Origin of the sequence: Marinobacter sp. Hex_13, assembly GCF_001566815.1 — a bacterium.
Taxonomy (GTDB): Bacteria; Pseudomonadota; Gammaproteobacteria; order Pseudomonadales; family Oleiphilaceae; genus Marinobacter; species Marinobacter salarius.
This window is the reverse complement of the sequence record NZ_LSMM01000079.1, coordinates 1-22,212: the sequence shown is the minus strand read 5'-3', so window position 1 is coordinate 22,212 and position 22,212 is coordinate 1. Positions and strand designations below refer to the sequence as shown.

Here is a 22,212-nt window from a genome sequence, read left to right as displayed (position 1 = left end):
GCCGATGCCGGTGATGTGGAGGGCAAAATGCGCGACGCCCTGAACGGCAAGACGGCGGAGCAGGTACTGGCCCAGGCAGAGCAAATTCAGGCCGAACGCAAAGCCCGGGAGAAAGAGCAAGCACTGGCCGAGATCCGCGAACTTGTTGCCAAGCGGGACAAGGCTGAGCAGGCCAAACAGCAGCTGGAGCAGTTCCAAGTGGTTCGCTCCCGCTTCTATATGCGAGAACGGCAATACCTTGGCAAGCAGCCGATCATTGAGCTAACGGTCAAGAACGGCACGGATCAAGCCATCTCCCGTGCCTATTTCACCGGCACCATCGCCAGCCCTGACCGGAGCGTGCCCTGGCATGAAGACCAGTTTAATTACAGCATTTCCGGTGGCCTGGAGCCCGGCGAGGAAGCTACCTGGACGCTTGCACCGAACAGTTATTCTGATTGGGGCAAGGTGGATGCCCCGGCAGATGCCGTCTTTACCGTGCTGGTGGAAAAGCTGGACGGGCCGGACGGCGAAGCCCTGTATTCCACCAGAGACTTCAGCGAGCGAGATCGTAACCGCTTGGCTGAGCTGAAAAAGCAATATGGAGTTGATTAGATCAGCCACTACCTGAATCACAGCGGGCCTGATTCAGGCAGGATTGGGACTTGGAGGGCTCTGACCGGTACCATACGGAAAAATCATTAAGTTGGCCCAAGGTAAGGAAGGCCGCTAGTGAGGCGCGGAGCGCCTCGCAAGAGCCGGTAACAGGAGATAGGGATGCCTCCCTCCTTTACATCATTGACTGGCAGGTAGGTCTCCAATATCCCCGCTTTGCGCTAGGTGATGCGGCGGCCATATTGCCGTCATAAGATCTCTGATCTTGTCTCCGAATAACTGTAAATCCAGCTTCATGCTGCTCTATGCGGTTCAAGGCTGGTTAAAATCAAGATATGCGGTAGTATCGCCCTATCAATAGTTCGAGTAGTGGCTCGCTGGAGTCGGGGTGAGAAATGGACGAAATTGAAGATCGCTGGTTATCCGTGGAAGAGATATGCCGGCACCTGGGCGTCAGTAATGACACGGTTTACCGCTGGATAGATAAACACTCCATGCCGGCTCATCGCATGGGCAGGTTCTGGAAGTTCAAAAAAATTGAGGTGGATGAGTGGGTTAAATCGGGCGGCGCCTCCGAAGTTGCCGATAAGAGTGGCCGACACTATGGCGCTTGAGCGGTATCGCATCTCCTTCACGTCCGGCAGCCTGTATCACCGTGAATCAGTGAAGTTGGCCGAGCTATACCTGTCATCCCGTGACTGGGAAGAAGTGAGTGCTCAGGCCCTGCGCGACAATGTGCTTCAGGCCCGGACTGAAAGCACAGCAAAGCGCACCTGTCGAGAAGCGATAGCGCGCTTGAAGACGTTAAACGAGAGCGAGTTGGCTTTCCTGCCGGAGGCAAACCACCAGGATCAGGCGCACCTCCTGTGGGTTGCAGTGTGTCGTCTGTACCGCTTTGTAGCGGACTTTGCGGTGGAAGTGCTCCGCGAACGGTTTGTCGCGATGAAACTGGACCTCAGTTTTGAGGATTTCGATGCCTTCTATAACCGTAAATCGGAATGGCATGACGAGCTTGATAATGCCAGCGCATCAACGCGCGATAAGTTGCGGCAGGTCCTGTTCAGAATGTTGCGGGAGGCTGGGCTGTTAGCTAAGGACAAAACTATCAACGCGATACTGCTGAGCCCCAGGCTGGTTGAGTTACTTCGTGATAACAACCCTGACGAGTTTTTGTACTTTCCAGTCTATGAATCAGATATCAAGGGGATGTCAAAGTGAGAAAAGACATTGCCAAAATGCCGATGCAGGACAGGCTCCAGCACCTGGTCAGCGTGGTCTCCGGCCAGCGATTCCTGAACAAGCAGGGGCTGGGTAATGAAGTGCCATTCTTCATCTGCCCCTACCGGCCTGAAGAGGCGGTCGACATGGATCGCCTACAGCGGCAGCTCGTTAATCGACTGGAGCAGGCAGGCATCAAGATTCTGTGCATCAATCTGTATGACCTGGCCGTCGATATTTTGAAAGACAGAGAAATCTGGGAGCAGGTGTTGGAGCTTGAGCCCACGGTCGCGAAGGATCAGCTGAAAGAGCTATTACAGGGCGTGCTGGACCCGGAAGCCCATTTGGTACCCGCTATCGCGGCAAAGCTTCAGTCCGTTGAGTTTGACGTGTTGTTTATTTCCGGGGTGGGGGAAGTATTCCCCTATATACGCTCCCATAACGTGCTTAATAACCTGCAAAGCACCGCCAAAGACCAGCCAACAGTGATGTTTTTTCCAGGCTCCTATACTCACTCGCTGGAAACCGGTGCATCGCTGGATCTGTTCGGCAGGCTGCATGACGACAAGTACTACCGTGCGTTCAACATCTTTCATTACGAAGCCTGAGCGGACGATACGATTCGAGGCGTAATCATTAAGGGAAAGTACAATGACATTGAAGAATATTTTTCTGAAGCCCGTTGACCGCCCCATTGAAGGCGTTATCAAAGCCGACGATGAAGCCAGTCTTCGCCTCGAAATTGAAGAATACGTACTGACCAACGAAGTCGAGAAACGCCTCGAAGAGTTCCTGGACGCCTACAATAACTACGAAGGGGCGAACGGGGTCTGGGTATCCGGCTTCTTCGGCTCGGGTAAGTCACACCTCCTCAAGATGCTGGCCCTTCTGCTTGAAAACCGGGAGATGGACGGTGCTACTACCCTGGACCTGTTCCTTCCCAAGTGCAGTGAGAATGAAATTCTCCGGGGCGACCTGAAGCGAGCTGTCTCAATTCCGGCGAAGAGCATTCTGTTCAACATCGACCAGAAAGCCGATGTCATCAGCAAAACCCAAATCGATGCGCTTCTGGCCGTGTTCGTTAAAGTCTTCGACGAAATGTGCGGCTACTACGGCAAACAAGGGCACATTGCCCAGTTTGAGCGCGATCTGGACGGCCGTGGCCTGTACGAACAATTCAAAGCCGAGTACGAGGCCATCGCCGGTCGCCCCTGGCAGAAAGGCCGGGAGCAAGCCCTTCTGGAAGGCCCCAATATTGCCAAAGCCTACGCCGCTGTGACCGGTGGCGACCCGCAGTCGGCAGCGGGCATTCTGGACAAGTACCGCAGCGAATACCGCGTTTCAATTGAAGACTTCGCGGACAATGTGAATGCCTATATCGAGAAGCAGGCAAAAGAGGGTGGCCACAAAGAGTTCCGCCTGAACTTCTTTGTGGACGAGGTCGGCCAGTACATTGCCGACAACACCAAGCTGATGACCAACCTGCAAACCATTGCCGAGAGCCTCGCCACCAAGTGTCGGGGCCGGGCCTGGATTATCGTCACCGCGCAGGAAGAGATGAAAAACGTGGTTGGCGAAATGGGCAAGCAACAAGGCAACGACTTCTCGAAAATTCAGGCACGGTTCAATAACCGCATGAAGCTGTCCAGCGCGGACGTGGCAGAGGTCATCCAGAAGCGCCTGTTAACCAAGACCGAAGAAGGCGTCAATCAGCTGTCGGACGTCTATCACGCGCAGGCAAACAACTTCAAAACCCTGTTTGACTTCGCGGATGGATCGGCCACCTACCGGAACTTCCGGGACAGGGACCACTTCATCCACAGCTACCCCTTCGTCCCCTACCAGTTCGCGCTGTTTCAATCGGCGATCCAGAACCTGTCGCAGCACAACGCCTTCGAGGGTAAACACAGTTCTGTCGGTGAGCGCTCCATGCTGGGGGTTTTCCAACAGGTGGCCATCCACATCGGCAACCATGAGGTGGGCCAACTGGCCACTTTTGACCTGATGTTTGAAGGCATCCGCTCTGCACTGAAATCACAAATACAGCGGGCGATTATTCAGGCCGAGAACCACCTCGATAATGCCTTCGCCATTCGGCTGCTGAAGGCCCTGTTCCTGGTCAAATATGTCAAGGAATTCAAGCCCACGGTGCGCAACCTTTGCGTGCTGATGCTGGATGCCTTCGATCAGGATCTGCCGGCACTTCGCACCAAGGTCGAAGAAGCCCTGAGCCTTCTGGAGCAACAGACCTACATACAGCGCAACGGCGACCAGTACGAGTACCTGACGGACGAGGAAAAGGACGTCGAGCAGGAGATCAAGAACACAGAGGTTGAGTCATCGGACGTTGCGGACGAGCTGGAAAAGATCGTTTTCGACTTTGTTATAAAACAGCGCAAAATCCGCTATGACGCCGGCTCCTCCCAAAACCAGGGGCAGGACTACTCCTATTCGCGCAAACTGGATGATCGTCTGCATGGGCGTGAATACGAGCTCTCGATCAATGTCATCAGCCCGTTCCACGAGCATACCGATAACGAGCAAATGCTCCGTACAGCCTCTACGTACAAGGCGGACGAACTGTTTGTGCTCATGCCGTCGGACGAGCGCCTGGTGCGGGATCTGCTCATGTTCAAGCGCACCGAGAAGTACATCAAGCAGAACATTTCCGTTACCCAGCAGGAAGCCGTTAAGCGGATCCTGAATGACAAGGGCTTCCAGAACCGTGAGCGCGAGGCCAGGCTCCGGCAGCAGGTTCAGACCCTCATTGGCAAGTCCAAGTTGCTCATTGGCGGCGCCGATGTGGAAGTGGCGAATGAGGACCCCCAGACCCGCATTATTCGGAGCTTCCATGAGCTGATTTCACGGGCTTACCCCAACCTCCGCATGTTGCGCGGCGTTTCCTACACGGAAAACGACATCAGCAATTGCCTTAACCGTACAGACGATGGCCTTTTCGGTAACGACGCCACGGCCCTGGCGGAATCCGAGCAGGAAGTGCTGGCATTCATTCAGAGCAACAATCGGGGCGGTGTCCGCACCACCCTCAAGAGCCTGCTGGAAAAGTTCGAACGCAAACCCTACGGCTGGTATTACGCCGCGATTCTCTGCACCCTGGCCAACCTGTGTGCCCGTGGCAAGGTGGAGGTTCGTCTCGACGGGAATATCCTGGAGGACAGCGAGCTGGAGCGCGCCCTGCGTAACACTCACGGCCACGGCAACGTGGTGTTGGAACCACAGATTGAGTTCACCGCCTCTCAGGTCCGAGCCCTCAAGTCGTTCTACGAGGACTTCTTCGACAGCCCGCCTCGCAGCAGCGAAGCCAAGGCCCTGGGCAAAGAGGCCGGCGAAGCCTTCCAGGACATGTACCACGACCTGGACCGGCGGGTAGCGCAGGTCGACCAGTACCCGTTTCTCAATGCCTTGAAACCTGCCCTGGTGACGCTGAAAGACGTCGCCGGAAAGCCCTACACCTGGCACCTGACGGAATTGGGCAAGCAGGAAGACCAACTGCTGGACCTGAAAGAGGATGTCATCGACCCGATCCGCAAGTTCATGGGGGGCTCACAAAAAGACATCTACAACCAGGCTCGGTCCTTCCTGCAGAGCCAGGAGCCCAACTTTATCTATGTGGCCGGGGACGAGATCGAGCAGATCCGCACCATCCTGAACGACCCCAACTGCTACAAAGGGAATCGCATTCAGCAGCTTAAGGGCCAGCTGGATAGCCTGCAGGAGCGCATCGATGAGAAAGTGCAGCAAACCCGAGCTCAGGCAGAAACCTCCCTGAAGACCATGCAGGAGCGCATGCAGAGCATGGACGAATACCAGTCCCTGCCGGAACCGCGCCAGGATGAGCTCAACAGACCGTTCCGGGATCTGGTCGATTACATCGGACAGGAGCGCCTGATTGCTGTGATCAAGGACCGGACCCGGTACTTTGAAGAAGAGGGCTACCAGAAGCTGCTGGGCAAAATGGTGGCGCTGGCCAATCAGAAATTAGCACCGGCAGACGACTCCCAGCAGCCTCCGGGTAGTCAGGATGAGGGCGAGAATAGGGGGGAGTCTCACGAGGTCAAGGAATCGGCAGCCGACTACGTTCACACCCGCAACCTCCGTGTCGCGTTCGACAAGGCCTGGCTGGCCGACGAGGGGGATGTGGACCGCTATCTGAATGCCCTGCGCGAGGCCCTGCTGGTTGAAGTCCAGCAAGGCCGCAAGGTTCAGATTTAAGCATGCCGAACCGTCTAACCGGTCGATGTTGGGGATAGCCATGCACCAAGCCGAACAGGAAATCCGGGCACTCATTCACGGCGGAGAGAGCCTCGCCGTCGAGTTCAAGAGCGACGTCAAAAGCCTGCCGGACCGGGATCTGGTAGCTGCGGTGGTGGCCCTGGCCAACACCGAGGGCGGCGACCTGTTCCTGGGCGTTGAAGACGATGGCACCCCGACTGGGTTGCATGCCAATCATCGCAACCTCGCCGGCCTGCCCGCACTGATTGCCAATAAGACCATCCCTTCGCTGGCCGTGCGCGTTGAGGCCCTGGAGCTGGAGGGGCAACCTATTGCCAGGATCCAGGTGCCCAAGTCCCGGCAGCTGGTGTCCACCTCGGATGGCCTGCTGCAACGTCGGCGCCTGAGAATGGACGGCACTCCGGAGGCCGTGCCCTTCTACCCCCATGAGTTTGTTCAGCGCCAGTCCAGCCTGGGGGTAACGGACCCCTCGGCCTTGCCGGTGGAAAACCTGGCGGTTGACGACCTGGACCCGATTCAGCGCATCCGCATCCGCAACGCCATCAAGAAGTACGGCGGCGATCAGAGCCTGATGCCCCTGGCGGACGATGAGCTGGACGGCGCCCTGGGGCTGACTGTGAGCGTGGGTGGCATGCGCCGCCCCACGGTTGCAGGCCTGTTGCTGCTGGGGAACGAAATGCAGCTCCGACAGCACCTGCCCTCCCACGAGGTAGCGTTCCAGGTGCTGCGCGGAACCGATGTGCTGGTCAATGAGTTCTACCGCAAACCGCTGCTGGAGACCTTCGAAGAGGTCGAGGTGCTATTCCGCGCCCGAGTGGAGGAAGAGGAAATTCAAGTCGGCCTGTTTCGCGTGCCTATCCCCAACTTCGACCGTCGGGCCTTTCGGGAAGCTTTTGTGAACGCGCTGGTTCACCGCGACTACAGCGCCCTGGGTGCCGTGCACGTCAAACTGGACGATGACGGCTTGAGCATAAGTAATCCGGGCGGGTTTGTGGAAGGCGTCAACCTGGACAACCTGCTGGTGGCTGACCCTCGCTCCCGTAACCCCTTGCTGGCTGACATTATCAAGCGTATCGGTTTGGCCGAACGCACGGGCCGGGGTATCGACCGTATTTTCGAGGGCATGCTCCGCTACGGGCGCACCGCCCCCGACTACTCCATGTCGTCCGCTCACACCGTCTCCGTGCGCATGAGCGCAGCGGACGCGGACGCCGAGTTCCTGCGCATGATCGTCGAGCGCGAGGAACAGACCGGTGCCGCCATGCCCATTGACAGCCTGATTATCCTGTCCCGGCTGCGCAATGAGCGGCGCTTGAGAACGGCGGACTTGGCCAAGTCGGTACAGAAGCCGGAAACCGTGGTCCGGGGCACCCTGGAGAAACTGGTGGAAGCCGGCATGGTGGAAGCCCACGGAACCGGCAAGGGCCGCACCTACACCTTGGGCGCCAAGGTATATCAAGGGGCGGGGCAAAAGGCCGCCTATGTACGCCAGGCGGGGTTCGATGCCATCCAACAGGAGCAAATGGTGCTGAATTTCATCGATACCCACGGCAGCATCAAACGAGCGGATGCCGCTGATCTGTGCCATATCAGCCCTTTCCAAGCCACTCGGCTGCTCAACCGCTTGAAAGACAAGGGTGTGATACGCCCGGTAGGCCAGGGGAAGGGGACTCGATATGAGCGAAGCTGATAAAATACGTGCGGCGCACGAAAAATACGAGCGGATACGAGCGCCGCGCGTATTTCCGTGTGCTCCCAAGCAGGCAGGCTATGGCGCAGCCGATACCGCATTAGACCAGCTCAGTAACAATATATTGGGAAGTAACGATGATAGAAAGCCTTGAGCTTAGAAACTTTACGTCATTCAGAAAGCTGGAGATCAATTTTTCGCCAAGAATCAACGTGATCATTGGCGAAAACGGGACCGGCAAAACCCATTTGCTTAAGGCAGCATATGGGCTGTGTTCCGGCGCGCCACTGTTTAAGAATCAACCTGACCTCGGTCAGAATGAGCTCGAAGTAGCGCTGACCACCAAATTCCTTCGCCTGTTTATGCCTCTTGATGACAGGTTTGGAAAGCTGCACGGCCAAGGCGCGACTGATCAGGCGTACCTTTTGGCCCAATTTGCCCATGAGAAAAAGGTCGCCGCAACATTCTTTAACAACTCTAAAGCATTAGCCATTCAGGATCGTACAAACTACGAAAAAAACCTGGCTGAAGCGGTATTCATTCCCACCAAAGAAGTCCTCTCATTTATGAAGGGATTCAACAGTCTGTATGAAAAATATGGGCTCTCTTTCGATCAAACTTACCAGGACATTTGTCTCGCACTGGACCTCCCTGAAGTGCGCTCCCAACTACTGCACGAAAAAGCAAAATGGGCTATGGCCGAAATCGAGAAAATATGCGGTGGTCGTTTTGTTTTTTATGGAGGAGGAAAGGTTACTTTTAAGACTGAGCATACGGAGTACTCCGCCAACTCCATTGCGGAAGGCTTTCGTAAAGCAGGAATGCTCTCGCGCCTCCTGGAAACTGGAGCAATCCAGCCCGGTGTAAGCGGCCCACTGTTCTGGGATGAACCTGAATCTAATCTGAACCCCAAGCTGTTGAGGATCCTTGTGCAGATTCTGTTGGAGCTTTCCCGTAACGGCCAGCAGATAATTTTAGCGACTCACGATTATGTCTTGCTCAAGTGGTTCGACCTTCTAGCGGATGAAGGCAAAGAAGATCATGTCCGCTTCCATAGCCTGTATCGAGATCCTGATACTTCAGAAATTAAGGTCTCGTCCACTGACGATTACCATGATATCTCTCCCAATCCAATTGATGAAGCGTTTGGCTTTCTCATCAACCAAGAAATTGAAAATGACATGGGAGGTCTTGGTAAGTGAAAGTTGTAGCTGCTGACGGCTTTGAGTTCCAGTTCACTGATGCATTGGATGCGTTTGTGTTCGATGAAAAAGATCGATCAAAACCTACATTTCATGGTGCCCCTATGAAAGGAGTCGATATTGTCGCCGAGTTTGAAGCGGCCTATGTCTATGTAGAGTTGAAAGACTATGACGATCCGTCGATTTATGATGTCCGCAATGCGGCAAACGATGAGCAGAAGAAAGCAAGGCAAGACAGTTTTAAATGGCTAAAAAACTATCTCAAGTATAAATTCCGAGATTCTTATCTCTATAGGCACGCCGAACAAAAAGTGGATAAGCCCGTCCACTATGTCTGTCTTCTCACTTTTGAGAACGCCCTGAATGGCCACATGCAAAAGTCATTGAAGCAGGAGCTACCTGTGGGGAAAGCTTCCTCGCGCTGGGTTCAGTCACTGGCCACCAGCTGTCAAGTCGTCAACCTGCAGAAGTGGAACGAAAACTTTCCCAAATGGCCTGTTACGCGCTTGGCGGATGCTGAAGGAGCATAATCAGATGGAAACATCGAAACTTAAAAAATTCGCCCAATTCGCTCGCCGCAGCCTCCTCGAACAGGTTACAGCCAAGCTCAAACTGGTACTCGCCGACGAGAGTCCCGCCCGGCGAGAAAGGCCACAGGCGATTAAAAAGCTGGAAGAGGCGGTAACCGATCAAGGCAAAGAGCAGGTTATCGAGCGGGTGGCCTACATCTGGTTCAACCGCTTCTGCGCCCTGCGTTTTATGGACGTGAATCGTTACAACCGCATTGGCATTGTTTCCCCTGCCGAGGGGCAGTTCCAGCCCGAAATCTTGGCTGATGCCAAAATGGGCCATATCGATGAAGAAATGGTGTCGGAGTCAACCCGCCAGAAGATCTTCGCACTGCTGGATGGCAAAACACCCAGTCAGGATCCGCAAGGGGAAGCTTATCGCCTACTGGTCGTAGCTGCCTGTAACTACTGGTACAGCGCAATGCCGTTCTTGTTCGAGCGTATTGACGACTACACTGAGCTTTTGATGCCGGATGATCTGCTTTCAGGCAACTCGATCCTGGCCTATACCCGCGAAGCCATGACGCCGGATGCGTGTGAAGATGTTGAGGTCATAGGCTGGCTGTATCAGTTCTATATTTCTGAGAAGAAGGACCAGGTATTTGTTGATCTGAAGAAGAACAAGAAGGTGACTCCAGAGAATATCCCGGCGGCGACTCAGCTGTTCACGCCGCACTGGATTGTCCGTTATCTGGTGGAAAACTCGCTGGGACGCCTCTGGATGCTCAACCGTCCCGACTCTGGCTTAATTGAGCAGATGGATTACTACATCAAGCCAGCGCCTGCGGCGGATGGTGGAGAGCAGCCCAAGACCGACTTTTTGCGGATCAGTGGCCCGGAAGAGATCAAGATCTGTGACCCGGCCTGCGGCTCGGGACACATGCTGACGTATGCATTCGATCTGCTGTGGGCCATTTACGAAGAAGAAGGCTACGAACCTGCCGATATTCCGGCCAAGATTCTGACTCATAATCTTTACGGCATTGAGATCGACGAGCGAGCGGGAGAACTGGCCGCTTTTGCACTGAGCATGAAGGCGCGGGCCAAGCTGCGGAGGTTCTTTCGAACGCCGGTTCAACCCAACATTTGCGTTCTGGAGAATTTGCTTTTCGACGAGGGGGAGTTAACGGAATACATGGACTTTGTCGGGCGCGACCTGTTCACTGAAAAGCTGCAAACCACGCTCAAGCAATTTGAAGAGGCCAAAAACTTCGGATCGCTGATCCGACCGGAAGCCACCGGCGCAGAGGAAATACGCCGGACCTTGGCGGTCAAGAATATTTCCGGGCAGTTGTTCCTGAATGAAACACACCAAAGAGTCCTGCAAGCTTTGCTACAGGCCGATTACCTGAGCCCCAAATACCATGTGGTGATTGCCAATCCACCTTACATGGGTGGAAAAAGCATGAGCGGACGATTAGCTGCATGGCTTAAGGATAACTATACGGACGTCAGGTCTGACCTGTTTTCAGCTTTCATTGTCCGGAACACTGAGCTGGCTCTGCCCAAGGGTCAGCTTGGTTTTATGTCGCCATTCGTGTGGATGTTTATTTCATCTTACGAGAAACTTCGCAGCTTCTTGATCAATCAGAAAACTATCACCTCGCTGGTTCAACTTGAATATTCAGGCTTCGATGGTGCAACGGTACCTATTTGCACTTTCACGGCTGAGAACGCGCATCATCCTCAGTACAAAGGTGGATATGTACGGCTTTCCGATTTTCGAGGCTCCGAAAACCAAGCCCCCAGGGCGCTGGAGGCTATTCAGCATCCAGGTTGCGGATGGTTCTATCGCGCATCAGCTAACGAATTCAATAAGATTCCTGGAAGCCCTATTGCGTATTGGCTAAGCGATAACTTTCTTGCGCTTTATGAAAATCCAATTCTGAAGGATGTTTTCGATGTGAAAGAGGGCGTCGGCACCCGTAATGACGATGTTTTCATGAAGATGTGCTGGGAAGTTCCCGGCGAAAATATTGGTAGAGATAAGCGCTGGATACTGACTGATAAAGCTGGAGATTTTCGGAAGTGGTATATGGGGCCAGACTTTCTTATGGACTGGGAAGATGATGGCTACCGCATCAAGAATTACCGAAATCCAGATGGCTCTTTACGATCACGGCCCCAGAATCTGAGTTACTTGTTCAAGGAGGCTGTTGCTTGGGGACTTATTGGCTCAGGAATAACGAGCTTTCGGTGGCGTCCAGAAGGGTATGGTTTTGTCAGCGCGGCCCCGAGCCTTTTTGGAAACAATGTTTTCAAGACTATCAATCAAATGAATTCAAAAATCGTCCGAGAGCTTTTGAAGGTTCGTGGTGCAACATTAAATGTAACCTCAGGCGTTGTATCAGAACTTCCATTCCTAAAGCTTGAAAAAGCTTTTTCTGAAAAAGCTGATTTCATAGCGAACAGAGCTGTCGATTTAACGAAGCAAGATTGGGATTCGTTTGAACCTGCTTGGGATTTCACCAGCCAACCAATGCTAATGCCCGATTGCCATAAGCAGCCTCTGGAGGCTACCTATCAAAAACTTCGCGCCCACTGGCAAGAAATAGCGCTGGAAATGCAACGGCTGGAAGAAGACAACAACCGCATTTTTATCGACGCCTACGGCCTGCAGGATGAGCTGACACCAGATGTGCCACTGGAAGAGATCACCCTGACCTGCAACCCGTACTACCGCTACGGCAACAACAAGAGCGAGGAAGAGCTTGAAGCACTGCTGTTGGCCGATACCATGCGCGAGCTGGTTTCCTACGCTGTGGGTTGCATGTTCGGTCGCTACGCACTGGACAAGCCGGGTCTGGTCCTGGCCAATCAGGGAGAGACTATCGAGGACTACCTGAAGCAGATCCCGGAGCCAAGCTTTCCGGCTGATGATGACAATGTCATTCCTATGCTCGACGGCGACTGGTTCACCGACGACATCACTGAGCGCTTCCGTGAATTCCTGCGCATCGCCTTTCGCGAAGAGCACTATGGGGAAAACCTCCGCTTTGTCGAGCAAGCACTGGGCAAGGATATTCGCAAGTACTTCCTGAAGGACTTCTACAACGACCACGTGCGCCGTTACAAGAAACGGCCCATCTACTGGCTGTTCTCCTCTCCCAAGGGCTCATTCAATGCGCTGATCTACATGCACCGCTACCAGCCCCACACCGTGGGCACGGTGCTGGAGTATCTGCGCGATTTCAAAGATGAGAAGCTGAAGGCCCGGAAGAACCACCTGGAGGCCGTCAGTATCAGCGCCGGGGCCTCCCAAGGTGATAAGACCAAGGCCCTGAAAGAGATCGAGAAGATCAACAAGATCCTCGCCGAGTTGGACGACTACGAGCGGGATGTACTTTATCCCCTGGCTACCGAGCAGGTGGAAATCGATCTCGATGACGGGGTGAAGGCCAACTATCCGAAATTTGGCGACGCCTTGAAGAAAATTCCAGGCTTGTCCTGAAGCAGTAAGGAGCTGTCGGCATGGCAGGTGAGTACGAAAAGGCCATTACTATCAAAGACGCGATTGATGCCATCAATCAGCGAGACTATCTGTTGCCGGCAATACAGCGGAAGTTCGTCTGGAGCAGCCATCAGATCTGCGTGCTGTTCGACTCCATCATGCGGGGTTACCCCATCAACACATTCATGATGTGGGAAATCAAGGATGATGGCATCAAGAACGACTATAAATTCTACGAGTTCCTGAAATCCTACTGCCAGCGTTTCAGTGAGGAGAACCCCCACGTTCCTACCAATGCCAGTTATAAGGATTTCAGAGCTGTCATCGATGGTCAGCAGCGTCTTACATCCCTCTACATTGGTCTCTGCGGTACATACGCATACAAAAAACCAAGGGTTTGGTGGCCGAGCACTCGCGATGACAAGGTTTTGCCACCCCGCAAGCTGTATCTGGACCTGAAAGCACCACTGGAATCGGAAGACGATGAATCGCTGATGTATTACAACTTCCGATTCCTCACAGACCGGCAATATAAAGACTCATTGGCTGCAGAGACCCCGGCCCACCACTGGCTTTGCATGCATGAAATACTCAGGTATCCACGCCACGAAAGTAGCGATGATGTGCTTTTGGAGGTGGTAATGCCAGAGCTCGAGCGACGAGGACTCAGTACAAATACCTTTGCCCGAAAAACACTGCTGAAAGTTTATGACGTGATCCGTTCCCAGCGGATCATTCACTACTTCAATGAGAACAGTCAGCAAATCGACCATGTTTTAGATGTATTTATCCGAACCAACAGCGGAGGCACTAAGCTGGACTTTTCTGACCTGCTGATGTCGATTGCCGTTGCCCACTGGGATGGAGATTTTCGGAAAGAGCTTGACGACTTGACCCAGCACATCCATCAGAACACGGAGATGGGTTTCTACATAGAGCGTGACTGGTTGTTGAAAACCTGCTTGATGCTCACGGAAGCCGATGTCCGTTTCAAAGTGAGAAATTTCAAGGGTGAGCAGGTTGCTCGAATCCAGCAAGAGTGGCCCGAGATCAAAGAATGTATTACCGAAACATTCCGCCTCGTGCGGCGGTTCGGTATTACGCCGCAGTCCCTGACCTCCAGAAACGCTGTTATTCCGATCTGTTACTACTTGTATAAAAAATGCTCTTCAGGAGAGCCACTCTTCAGGAAAATTAATAATCTTGCGAAATGCCATGAGCAACGTGCGGTAATCAGTCAGTGGTTTTACATGGCGCTGTTGAAAGGGGTCTTCGGTGGTCAAGCCGACTCCATTTTAAGCAGCATGAGGGATGTTCTGGAAAAACACCTCACCAACGACATCTTCCCGTTGCCCGCCATCATCGAGCGTTACAAAGCGACGAACAAGGATCTGCGTTTCGATGAAGAAACCCTTGATAAACTGCTGGAAACGCAGCACGGAGAGGGGCGCTGCCGCGCGTTACTGCATTTGCTGTTCCCGGAAATGAACGTTTCAGAGGTTTTTCACATTGATCACCTTCACCCGAGGGCATCCTTTGACAAGAAATTGTTAAATAAAGCTAGCTTCCTGCAGGATGACGAGCAGTTGATGGCGTTTTATCGTAATCCAGTCCACTGGAATGCGATCCCCAATCTTCACCTATTGAATCATTCGCAAAACCTTGCGAAGAAAGACCGCCCTTTGAAGGAATGGCTTTCTGACCAGAATGTGCACCTGACCCCTAGTGATCTGCTCATCGAGAATGTGGATCTGGAATTTACTTCATTCAAGGCGTTCTATCTGGCAAGGCGAGATGCCCTAAAACAGCGCTTGATATCCCGAGTTTACATGTCCGCGCCGTTGGCGGCGGAGAGTGTGGCTGACAGTGAAGACGAAGAGCTGGAAGAGGTGGTCTCATGAGCAGCCAGATTCAAACGGCTCTGACGCGACTGTTTGATAAGCACCGGATCATTTTCTGGTACGACACCAAGCAAGAGCTGCGCGGTGATTTCGAGACGGTTTCCATCCCGCACGTGGAGAAGCTGGAAATCGCCAACAACGAGTACAGTCTGAAATATCGTGTTCTGCGGGAGTCACCCGACCAGAAGTTCCTTCTGTACAAAGAAGGGCCACAACCGGAGGATCTGGACAATTGGTTGCTGGACGTACAGCTGGCCCACGGCGAGTTCCGGACTGACCAGGTGGCCATTTGGCTGTCCGAATTGGAGCTGGGCTTGGAGTTTGCCGAGGTGGCCCAGGCCCACGCAGAATTTTTCCAGGCGATCAAGCGCAAAGAGTCTTTGAAGAAGTTGCTGAAATCGGACGACACTGCCGGTCAGCTGCGCCTGAAGATGCTGGCAGTGTGTGCCGGTAGCGAGCCCCGTATGGATTCCATCGTCGAGCATTTGCTCGACGAGAGTTGTCAGTTGTCAGCTGACAGTGATCAGTTGGGTGAAAAATTTAGGCTGATTCAGCGCTGTAACCTTGATGCCTTCTTCTGGGAGCAGATGACAAGGCTTTATGGTTATGTCAGTGATACGCCAAGTATTCGAGATTTTGTCATTCAGCTGTTCAAAGACAGTTACTACCAGAATTTTACTGATCACTGCACACTGACAGCTGACAGCTTGGTCTTCCTCAAGCGCTGGAAAGACAGCCGGCAGTTCGAGCAGGGGTTTGAAACCCTGTCTGCCGAGTGTGCCGAGGTGCTGGGCATTGAGCAGGATCTCGGTAAGCGGGACTTCCGGGACCTGGTTGAGCTGGACTACTTCCGGCTAATCGACCAGAAGATTATCAGTGACCTGGTGCGGGCGGTGGTAGGCCGCACGGTCACTAGTGGCGATGTGGCACTGTGGGTGCGGCAGCGGCGCCAGGGCCACTGGTACGGGGAGTTCCGCCACCTGTATGAAGCCATTGAGTTTGCGGCCCGCTTTGTCCAGATGCTGGGTGAGGCCCGCCTCACCATGGACAGCCTCTCCGACGGCGTTCAGCGATACAGCCGTTCCTGGTTCCAATTGGATCAGCTCTACCGCAAGTTTACCTACCATGTGCGCATGTCCGGCCAGGCATCGTTAATGGGCGAGCTCAGTGAGCAGGTGGAGAATCTGTATTCCAACAACTATCTGCTCAAGCTGGGCGATGGTTTTCAGGTTCACGTGGACGCAGAGACGCGCTGGGAGGCCTATCCGGTCATTCAGCAAAAGGCCTTTTTCGAGCACTGGGTTCGCCCGTACCTGCGCAAGGACAAACGGATCTGCGTGATCATTTCCGACGCCATGCGCTATGAGATTGGTGACGAGCTGCTGGGCCTTATCCGGCAGGAAGATCGCTACAGCGCGGAGCTCGAGCCGGCTCTCTCGACCCTGCCCAGCTATACCCAGCTCGGTATGGCGGCGCTGCTGCCCAACAAGTCCTTGGCGATCGCCGACAACGATACCGGCACGGTGCTGGTGGATGGCCAAAGCTCACAGGGCACGGTCAACCGTACCAAAATCCTGCAGGCCGCTCTGGATGGGCGGGGGCAGGCCGTCAAGGCGGAAGATTTTATGCAGCTCAACCGTGAAGACAGCCGGGAGCTGCTCAAAGGTAATGATGTGCTGTACATCTACCACAACCGCATCGATCACACCGGCGACAAGATGCACTCAGAGGGGCAGGCCTTTGAAGCCGCAGAACAAACCCTGGGGGATCTGATTCGTCTGATCAAGAAGCTCACGGCGGCCAACGCCAATAACCTGCTGATCACCGCTGACCATGGCTTTATTTACCAGAACCGTGAGCTGGATGAGAGTGATTTCCTGGGCGATGTCGTTTCTGGCGATGATATTCGCTACCGGGACCGTCGGTTCGTGCTGGGTAAGGGGCTGTCCCCCTCTCCGGCTTTCCATCACTTCTCGTCCGAGCAGCTTGGGCTGGATGGAGATATGGAAGTGCAGATTCCCAAGTCCATCAACCGGCTGCGCCTTAAAGGCTCTGGCAGCCGCTTTGTGCATGGCGGCGCGTCTCTTCAGGAAGTGGTGATTCCGGTTTTGAAGGTCAACAAGAAGCGCCAGAGCGATGTCAGCGCCGTTGAGGTGGACATCCTGCGTGGGGCCAGCTCAGTAATCACTTCCGGCCAACTGGCCGTCACCTTGTATCAGTCCGGACCGGTTACCGAGAAAGTACAGCCTCGCCACCTGCGGGCCGGGATTTATACCCAGTCTGGGGAGTTGATTTCGGACAGTCACGAACTGTCGTTTGACCTGACCTCGGAGAACCCCCGCGAGCGGGAGCTTCAGGTGCGCTTTGTGCTCAGCCGCAAGGCGGACGAGGCCAACGGCCAGGAGGTCTTTCTAAAGCTGGAAGAACAGCACGCCGGCACCTCCCACTACAAGGAATACAAGTCGCTCAGGTATTTGATGCGGCGGTCCTTTACCAGCGATTTTGATTTTTGAGTTGTCAGTCGGCAGTTATCAGTTTTCAGTAAAGGAAAAATTGATGAAATTTGAAGACATGGAAGTTTGGAAGCGATCAGCACGCCTTTCGGCTGATCTTTATAAATCGTTGAGTGATTGCAGAGACTTTGGCTTCAAGGATCAGATTACGCGCTCAGGTTTATCTATTCCGAGTAATATTGCGGAAGGTTCGGAGAGAAGCTCAGGGAGAGACTTTATTCGATTTTTGCAATACGCAAAGGGTTCATGTGGCGAGTTAAGGACACAGGTCTATATTGGCGTGGATATTGGCTATATCAATAAAGATCAAGGGAGTGCGTGGATTCGAGAAACACGGGAAATATCGGCGATGTTGGTAGGATTTGTCAACTCAATTCAAAAACAACTGACAACTGAAGGCTGAAAACTGATGACTTCCCTGGACCAAAAGATCAACGAACACTTCCCCGGGCTGGTGGTGCGCAAAGACCTGGTGAAAACGGTCAAGGGCAACGCCATCGTCCCCTCATATGTGCTGGAGTATCTGCTTGGCCAGTACTGCGCCACTAACGACGAGGCTACGATTCAGACCGGTATCGAGACGGTCAAGGAGATTCTGGCCAAGCACTATGTCCACCGTAATGAAGCCGGATTGGTGCGCTCTAATATCAAGGAAAAGGGGCGCTACAAGGTCATCGACAAGATCAGCGTGGCCCTGAATGAGAAGACGGATGCCTACGAGGCGCAGTTCTCCAACCTGGGGATCAAGAAAGTGTTGGTGGACTCGGGAACCGTGAAGGCCCACCCCAAACTGCTGGTAAGCGGCGTCTGGTGCATCGCGGATATCGAATACGTATTTTCTGAAGACCAGAACGCCAGCCCCTGGATCCTGTCCACTCTCAAGCCGATTCAGCTATCTCACTTCGACTACGACGCCTACGTTGCCGCGCGGCAGCAGTTCAGCACCGATGAGTGGATTGACCTGCTGATCCAGAGTATCGGCTTTAACCCGGATATGTTCGGACGGCGCAGCAAGCTAACCCAGCTGGTCCGCTTGATTCCGTTCTGCGAGCGGAACTACAACCTGATCGAACTTGGCCCCAAGGGGACGGGTAAATCCCACGTTTACTCCGAGTTTTCGCCCCATGGGATCCTGGTATCGGGTGGTGAAGTCTCTGTACCCAAGCTGTTTGTGAATAACTCCAGCGGCAAGATAGGCCTGGTGGGGTACTGGGATTGCGTGGCCTTCGACGAGTTCGCCGGCAAGCAGAAACGCGTCGATAAAGCACTGGTCGACATCATGAAGAACTACATGGCCAACAAGTCCTTCTCCCGGGGCGTGGAAACCCTGGGCGCCGAGGCGTCCATGGTGTTCGTGGGGAACACACGTCATACCGTGCCTTACATGCTGAAGCATTCGGACCTGTTCGATGAGCTGCCGGACAAGTTCTACGATTCTGCCTTTCTGGACCGAATCCACTTCTACATCCCCGGGTGGGAGGTCGATATCATCCGGGGCGAGATGTTCTCCGACGGCTATGGCTTCGTGGTGGACTATCTTGCAGAAATCCTGCGCTCGATGCGGAACTATGATTATTCCGATCAGTACCGCGAGCACTTTACTCTTTCTTCGGATATCTCGACCCGAGACCGGGACGGTATCAACAAGACCTTTTCCGGCTTGATGAAAATCCTGTTCCCCCAGGGGGGAGCAACCAAGGAAGAGGTTGAAGAAGTGCTGCGTTTTGCCATCGAGGGGCGCAAGCGGGTCAAGGACCAATTACAGCGGATTGATACCACCTATGGTGAAGTACGCTTTTCCTACCAAGATCAGCAGGGCCAGGAAATACTGGTCACGACACTTGAGGAAGAAGAGTACCCGGGTTACTACCATCAGACAGTGTCTACTCCTGATGACGGGAGATTAGAGCCCGAGTCAGCAGCAGACGTTAAAGGTGGCGAGCCCAAAGAGCCCCACGCCTCTGAACCCGCGCTGGAGGAAAAGCACCTGACCTTCCAGGAAAATCAAAAAGGCATCTCATTCGACGGTTTGTTTGGCGCATACCTGAAGGGAGCCAACAAGATCACCGTCACAGATCCCTACATCCGGCTTTTCTACCAGATCCGCAATTTCATGGAGTTTCTTGAAGCCATCGTGAAGAACAAGGCCGAAGAGGATGAAGTGGCGGTTCACCTCGTCACCGTCCGGGACGAGTTCAAGGGTGATCTGCAAGACGAGAGTTTTGAAAAAATCCAGGAATCCGCTCGCACCGTAGGCATCGACTTCACCTGGGAGTTTGACGAAAGCGGCACCATTCACGCCCGCCATATCGTCACTGATCATGGCTGGAAAATATCACTGGATAGAGGGCTGGACATCTTTCAGCACTACGAGATGAACGATGCTTTCGCTTTCGCGAATCGCCTGCAGAAGTTTAGGTCGAGCAAGGCCTTTGAAGTCACGTTTATAAAACAAGGGTGAATTTTATTGCTTCCTTATTAGTGGGGGCTCGTACTGAAAAACACAAAAAAAGAAGGCCTTGGCGCCTTCTTGTTTATGAACGGGGCTATTCCGCCCCGCTCACTTTTGCCGAAAGTGCCTCTTTCAGGCCGGATGATTGCTTGGACGCACTGGGGTCTTGGTTGGCCTCATTGCGATAAAACTCCTCCGTAACCTGCAACCCCTCATCCTCTGAATATTCGAACTGCGCATTCATCAGGCCTGCCTGAGCAACCTTGTCTAACTCGGCCTGATTGATTCCCAGATTCACCTGAGCCTGGGCTTCTTCCCTGGCATGGGTGACAGCCTCTTTCATGGATTGTTCTGCACGTAGGGTCAGATCCACGTAGTAGATCGGTGCCCGGTGACTCTGGGTGGTGCTTTTGCCGCGCAGCTTCAGCTCCAGAGGCAGGGTGGCCAGGTTGCCGCCACTGATGGCGTGGAAGTAGCGCAGCCGTGCGGTCAGGGTCCGAATGCTGTTGTAGCCGGTGGTCCGGAACACAAAGCAGCCCAGGTCATCCTCACCAATCCGGACGTACAGCCGGCCATAAGGCTTGCACAGCCCATGGCTGCCGTAGTCGCACAGATCCGGCGATGGGCAGGGCAGGGATTCCAGGCCGTTCTCGGTATGACGCCGGCAGGCTTCCCCATCACCGGCACACAGCGGCCTGCCGCTCTTGCGCTCGAAGAAGGTGTATTCGGCCCGTAGGTTCAGTTCTGGATCATTGAAGGGCAGGGTGACGGGAATGCTGCGCAGTTTCTTGCCCTGTACCTCCTGGCGAAGGGCTTCATCCAGCGGGTGCGGTAGCCAGCCGTCCCGGGTCTGTATCTGGGTGGTGATGGTGAATTGGTCGTCTTTCTCCGGCAGACGCTTGCCGTTCTTCTCCACTACGCGACCGATGCTAATGCGGCCAATGACGGGTGGGGTAATCGCGAGTCCTTTAATCATGGGATTCTCCTGATGAATAGCTGACATAAACGCAGCCGGGCAGTGCCCGGCTGTTATGCCGTGGGTCTTAGGGATTAGGCGTTAGGGCGCACCAGGAAGCGACGACTCCCTGCTTTGTACTTGGGGTAGTGCTTGAGCAGATCCGGCTGGTCCTGCAGCAGGGCCTTGGTGTCCAGGCTGGTGGAGTCCTTGCTGCGCTTCCAGGTTACAGAGCCCTCCGTGAAGGTGGCCTTGCTGGCCAGCCCCATGGTTTTCTGGATACGCTGTTTGAGGGTGGATTCCCGCTCGGTCAGTCGGCCCAGGGTGTCACGCAGATCCAGCAGCTCATTGAAGTCGCCCTCCATAGCCGGGTTATCCGTGAGATCCACAGTTTCCCCTTTGTCCTGGGGGTAGAGGGCTTGCAGGGCGTTTCCGGCAGAGTCGGAGCCATCCGGGTCCGGTGGGGTATCCGCTTCCACCAACTGCCAGAACTCCCGCTCCAGCTCGTACAGATGGGCGATCAACGCTTCATCCCGCTCAATGCGGTGAATCTGCAACTCTTGCCCACAGATCAGCACGGCCACATCGGCAGCCTGCTTACCGGTAACCGCCATCTGATGCTGCACCTGACACTGGATGTACTCGGGAACCCCGCCCGCCCAGAGCTTGGCCCCGTACTGTCCCGTGGTCTTGCATTCGAGTATCTGTACGTCGTCGTTACCGACCACGGCGTAATCCAGGTTGGCGAGCATCCAGGGCTTGTCGTCATCCGGGTGCTGCAGCACGGCATTCACTCGCCGTACCTTGTTGCCGGTGATCTTGGCGTAAGCCTCGGCCACCTTCGGCTCCAGCAGGGTGCCCCAGTACAGAGGGGATTGAATGTCATCAGGATCAGGGGCGGGTAACAGACCATCCCGCCCGGTCTTGATCATCCACAGTTCCAGCGGGGACTGGTACGGGCTGATACCTACAGCCGCAGCGGCATCACTGGCACCGATGCCTTGCTTGCGGATCTTCAGCCAGTCTTTGCGGTTCATGCGTTTGGTAGAGACCAGGCGCAGGGCAGGGCGCTGGCCAGGTGTGGTGCTTTTCGGTTGTGCCATGAGAATGCTCCAGACAAAGAAAAGCCCCGGCACAGTGGCCGGGGCTAGGGGTAAGGAATGAAAGTTGAACGAGGGCGATAGCCAAATGCCATTATGTGGCGCGACCTGAAGAGGAAGGGGCTTCCTCGCCAATCTCGAAGAAGTCATTCACCAGTGCTTCGATATAACGCTCAGCCTGCTTGTTGCTTGGCAGATGGCCAGTAGTGAGCAGTTGCTCACCCAGCCACTCGCCTAACTCGCTGACCACTTCGTACTCGAAGATGCCGGGGCGGCCACGGGGCTGATACCAGATGTGGGAGACCGTCTGCCA

Annotated in this window: 17 protein-coding genes; 14 read left to right on the top strand and 3 right to left on the bottom strand. The window is 54.3% G+C overall.

Features of this window, described 5'->3' with window-relative positions; translation table 11 throughout:
* The 14 genes from AXW11_RS18875 to brxL form a co-directional block, all read left to right on the top strand.
* Window positions 1-594, top strand: a 594-nt coding sequence (locus AXW11_RS18875) for a hypothetical protein (protein WP_286792560.1), incomplete at its 5' end; no start/stop codon positions are given.
* A gap of 395 nt (window positions 595-989) precedes the next feature.
* On the top strand, window positions 990-1,208 hold the full coding sequence (locus AXW11_RS18870; RefSeq protein WP_103916702.1) for a helix-turn-helix domain-containing protein: 219 nt from the start codon (window positions 990-992) through the stop codon (window positions 1,206-1,208).
* The gene (locus AXW11_RS18865) at window positions 1,198-1,812 is read left to right on the top strand and encodes a DUF1819 family protein (protein WP_103916701.1); all 615 of its coding nucleotides are present in this window, start codon (window positions 1,198-1,200) and stop codon (window positions 1,810-1,812) included. Before AXW11_RS18870 ends, AXW11_RS18865 begins: the two co-directional genes overlap by 11 nt.
* Window positions 1,809-2,420 (top strand): DUF1788 domain-containing protein, encoded by a 612-nt coding sequence (locus tag AXW11_RS18860; protein ID WP_234999918.1) that lies wholly within the window; start codon window positions 1,809-1,811, stop codon window positions 2,418-2,420. The genes AXW11_RS18865 and AXW11_RS18860 overlap by 4 nt, the downstream gene beginning before the upstream one ends.
* Before the next feature lie 43 nt (window positions 2,421-2,463).
* A complete protein-coding gene (brxC, locus tag AXW11_RS18855) occupies window positions 2,464-6,045 on the top strand; it encodes a BREX system P-loop protein BrxC (protein ID WP_103916700.1) in 3,582 nt (1,193 codons plus the stop codon).
* A 40-nt stretch (window positions 6,046-6,085) separates the two neighbouring features.
* Window positions 6,086-7,756, top strand: coding sequence for a DNA glycosylase AlkZ-like family protein (locus tag AXW11_RS18850; RefSeq protein WP_103916699.1), 1,671 nt, complete (start codon window positions 6,086-6,088; stop codon window positions 7,754-7,756).
* The gene (locus AXW11_RS18845) at window positions 7,743-7,910 is read left to right on the top strand and encodes a hypothetical protein (protein WP_286792557.1); all 168 of its coding nucleotides are present in this window, start codon (window positions 7,743-7,745) and stop codon (window positions 7,908-7,910) included. Before AXW11_RS18850 ends, AXW11_RS18845 begins: the two co-directional genes overlap by 14 nt.
* Window positions 7,894-8,958 carry an AAA family ATPase gene (locus AXW11_RS18840; RefSeq protein ID WP_103916698.1) on the top strand — a complete coding sequence of 355 codons (1,065 nt, stop codon included), beginning with the start codon at window positions 7,894-7,896 and terminating at the stop codon, window positions 8,956-8,958. Before AXW11_RS18845 ends, AXW11_RS18840 begins: the two co-directional genes overlap by 17 nt.
* The gene (locus AXW11_RS18835) at window positions 8,955-9,488 is read left to right on the top strand and encodes a hypothetical protein (protein WP_103916697.1); all 534 of its coding nucleotides are present in this window, start codon (window positions 8,955-8,957) and stop codon (window positions 9,486-9,488) included. The genes AXW11_RS18840 and AXW11_RS18835 overlap by 4 nt, the downstream gene beginning before the upstream one ends.
* Window positions 9,489-9,492: 4 nt before the next feature.
* Window positions 9,493-12,978, top strand: a complete 3,486-nt coding sequence (gene pglX, locus AXW11_RS18830; protein WP_103916696.1) for a BREX-1 system adenine-specific DNA-methyltransferase PglX — start codon at window positions 9,493-9,495, stop codon at window positions 12,976-12,978.
* Between the two features lie 20 nt (window positions 12,979-12,998).
* The gene (locus tag AXW11_RS18825) at window positions 12,999-14,879 is read left to right on the top strand and encodes a DUF262 domain-containing protein (protein WP_103916695.1); all 1,881 of its coding nucleotides are present in this window, start codon (window positions 12,999-13,001) and stop codon (window positions 14,877-14,879) included.
* On the top strand, window positions 14,876-17,392 hold the full coding sequence (gene pglZ, locus AXW11_RS18820) for a BREX-1 system phosphatase PglZ type A (RefSeq protein WP_103916694.1): 2,517 nt from the start codon (window positions 14,876-14,878) through the stop codon (window positions 17,390-17,392). The genes AXW11_RS18825 and pglZ overlap by 4 nt, the downstream gene beginning before the upstream one ends.
* A 43-nt stretch (window positions 17,393-17,435) precedes the next feature.
* Window positions 17,436-17,795: a four helix bundle protein gene (locus AXW11_RS18815; protein WP_103916693.1), complete on the top strand. Its 360-nt coding sequence runs from the start codon at window positions 17,436-17,438 to the stop codon at window positions 17,793-17,795.
* Window positions 17,796-17,801: 6 nt separating this feature from the next.
* The gene (brxL, locus tag AXW11_RS18810) at window positions 17,802-19,853 is read left to right on the top strand and encodes a BREX system Lon protease-like protein BrxL (protein ID WP_103916692.1); all 2,052 of its coding nucleotides are present in this window, start codon (window positions 17,802-17,804) and stop codon (window positions 19,851-19,853) included.
* A gap of 85 nt (window positions 19,854-19,938) precedes the next feature.
* Here the strand turns inward: brxL and AXW11_RS18805 are convergent, their stop codons facing one another.
* From AXW11_RS18805 to AXW11_RS18795, 3 genes are all read right to left on the bottom strand, one after another.
* On the bottom strand, window positions 19,939-20,820 hold the full coding sequence (locus AXW11_RS18805; protein ID WP_103916691.1) for a recombination directionality factor: 882 nt from the start codon (window positions 20,818-20,820) through the stop codon (window positions 19,939-19,941).
* A gap of 74 nt (window positions 20,821-20,894) precedes the next feature.
* Entirely contained in the window at window positions 20,895-21,902 is a 1,008-nt protein-coding gene (locus tag AXW11_RS18800; RefSeq protein ID WP_103916690.1) for a YqaJ viral recombinase family nuclease, read from the bottom strand.
* Window positions 21,903-21,993: 91 nt separating this feature from the next.
* A partial coding sequence (locus AXW11_RS18795) for a hypothetical protein (RefSeq protein WP_286792554.1) occupies window positions 21,994-22,212 on the bottom strand: 219 nt, incomplete at its 5' end.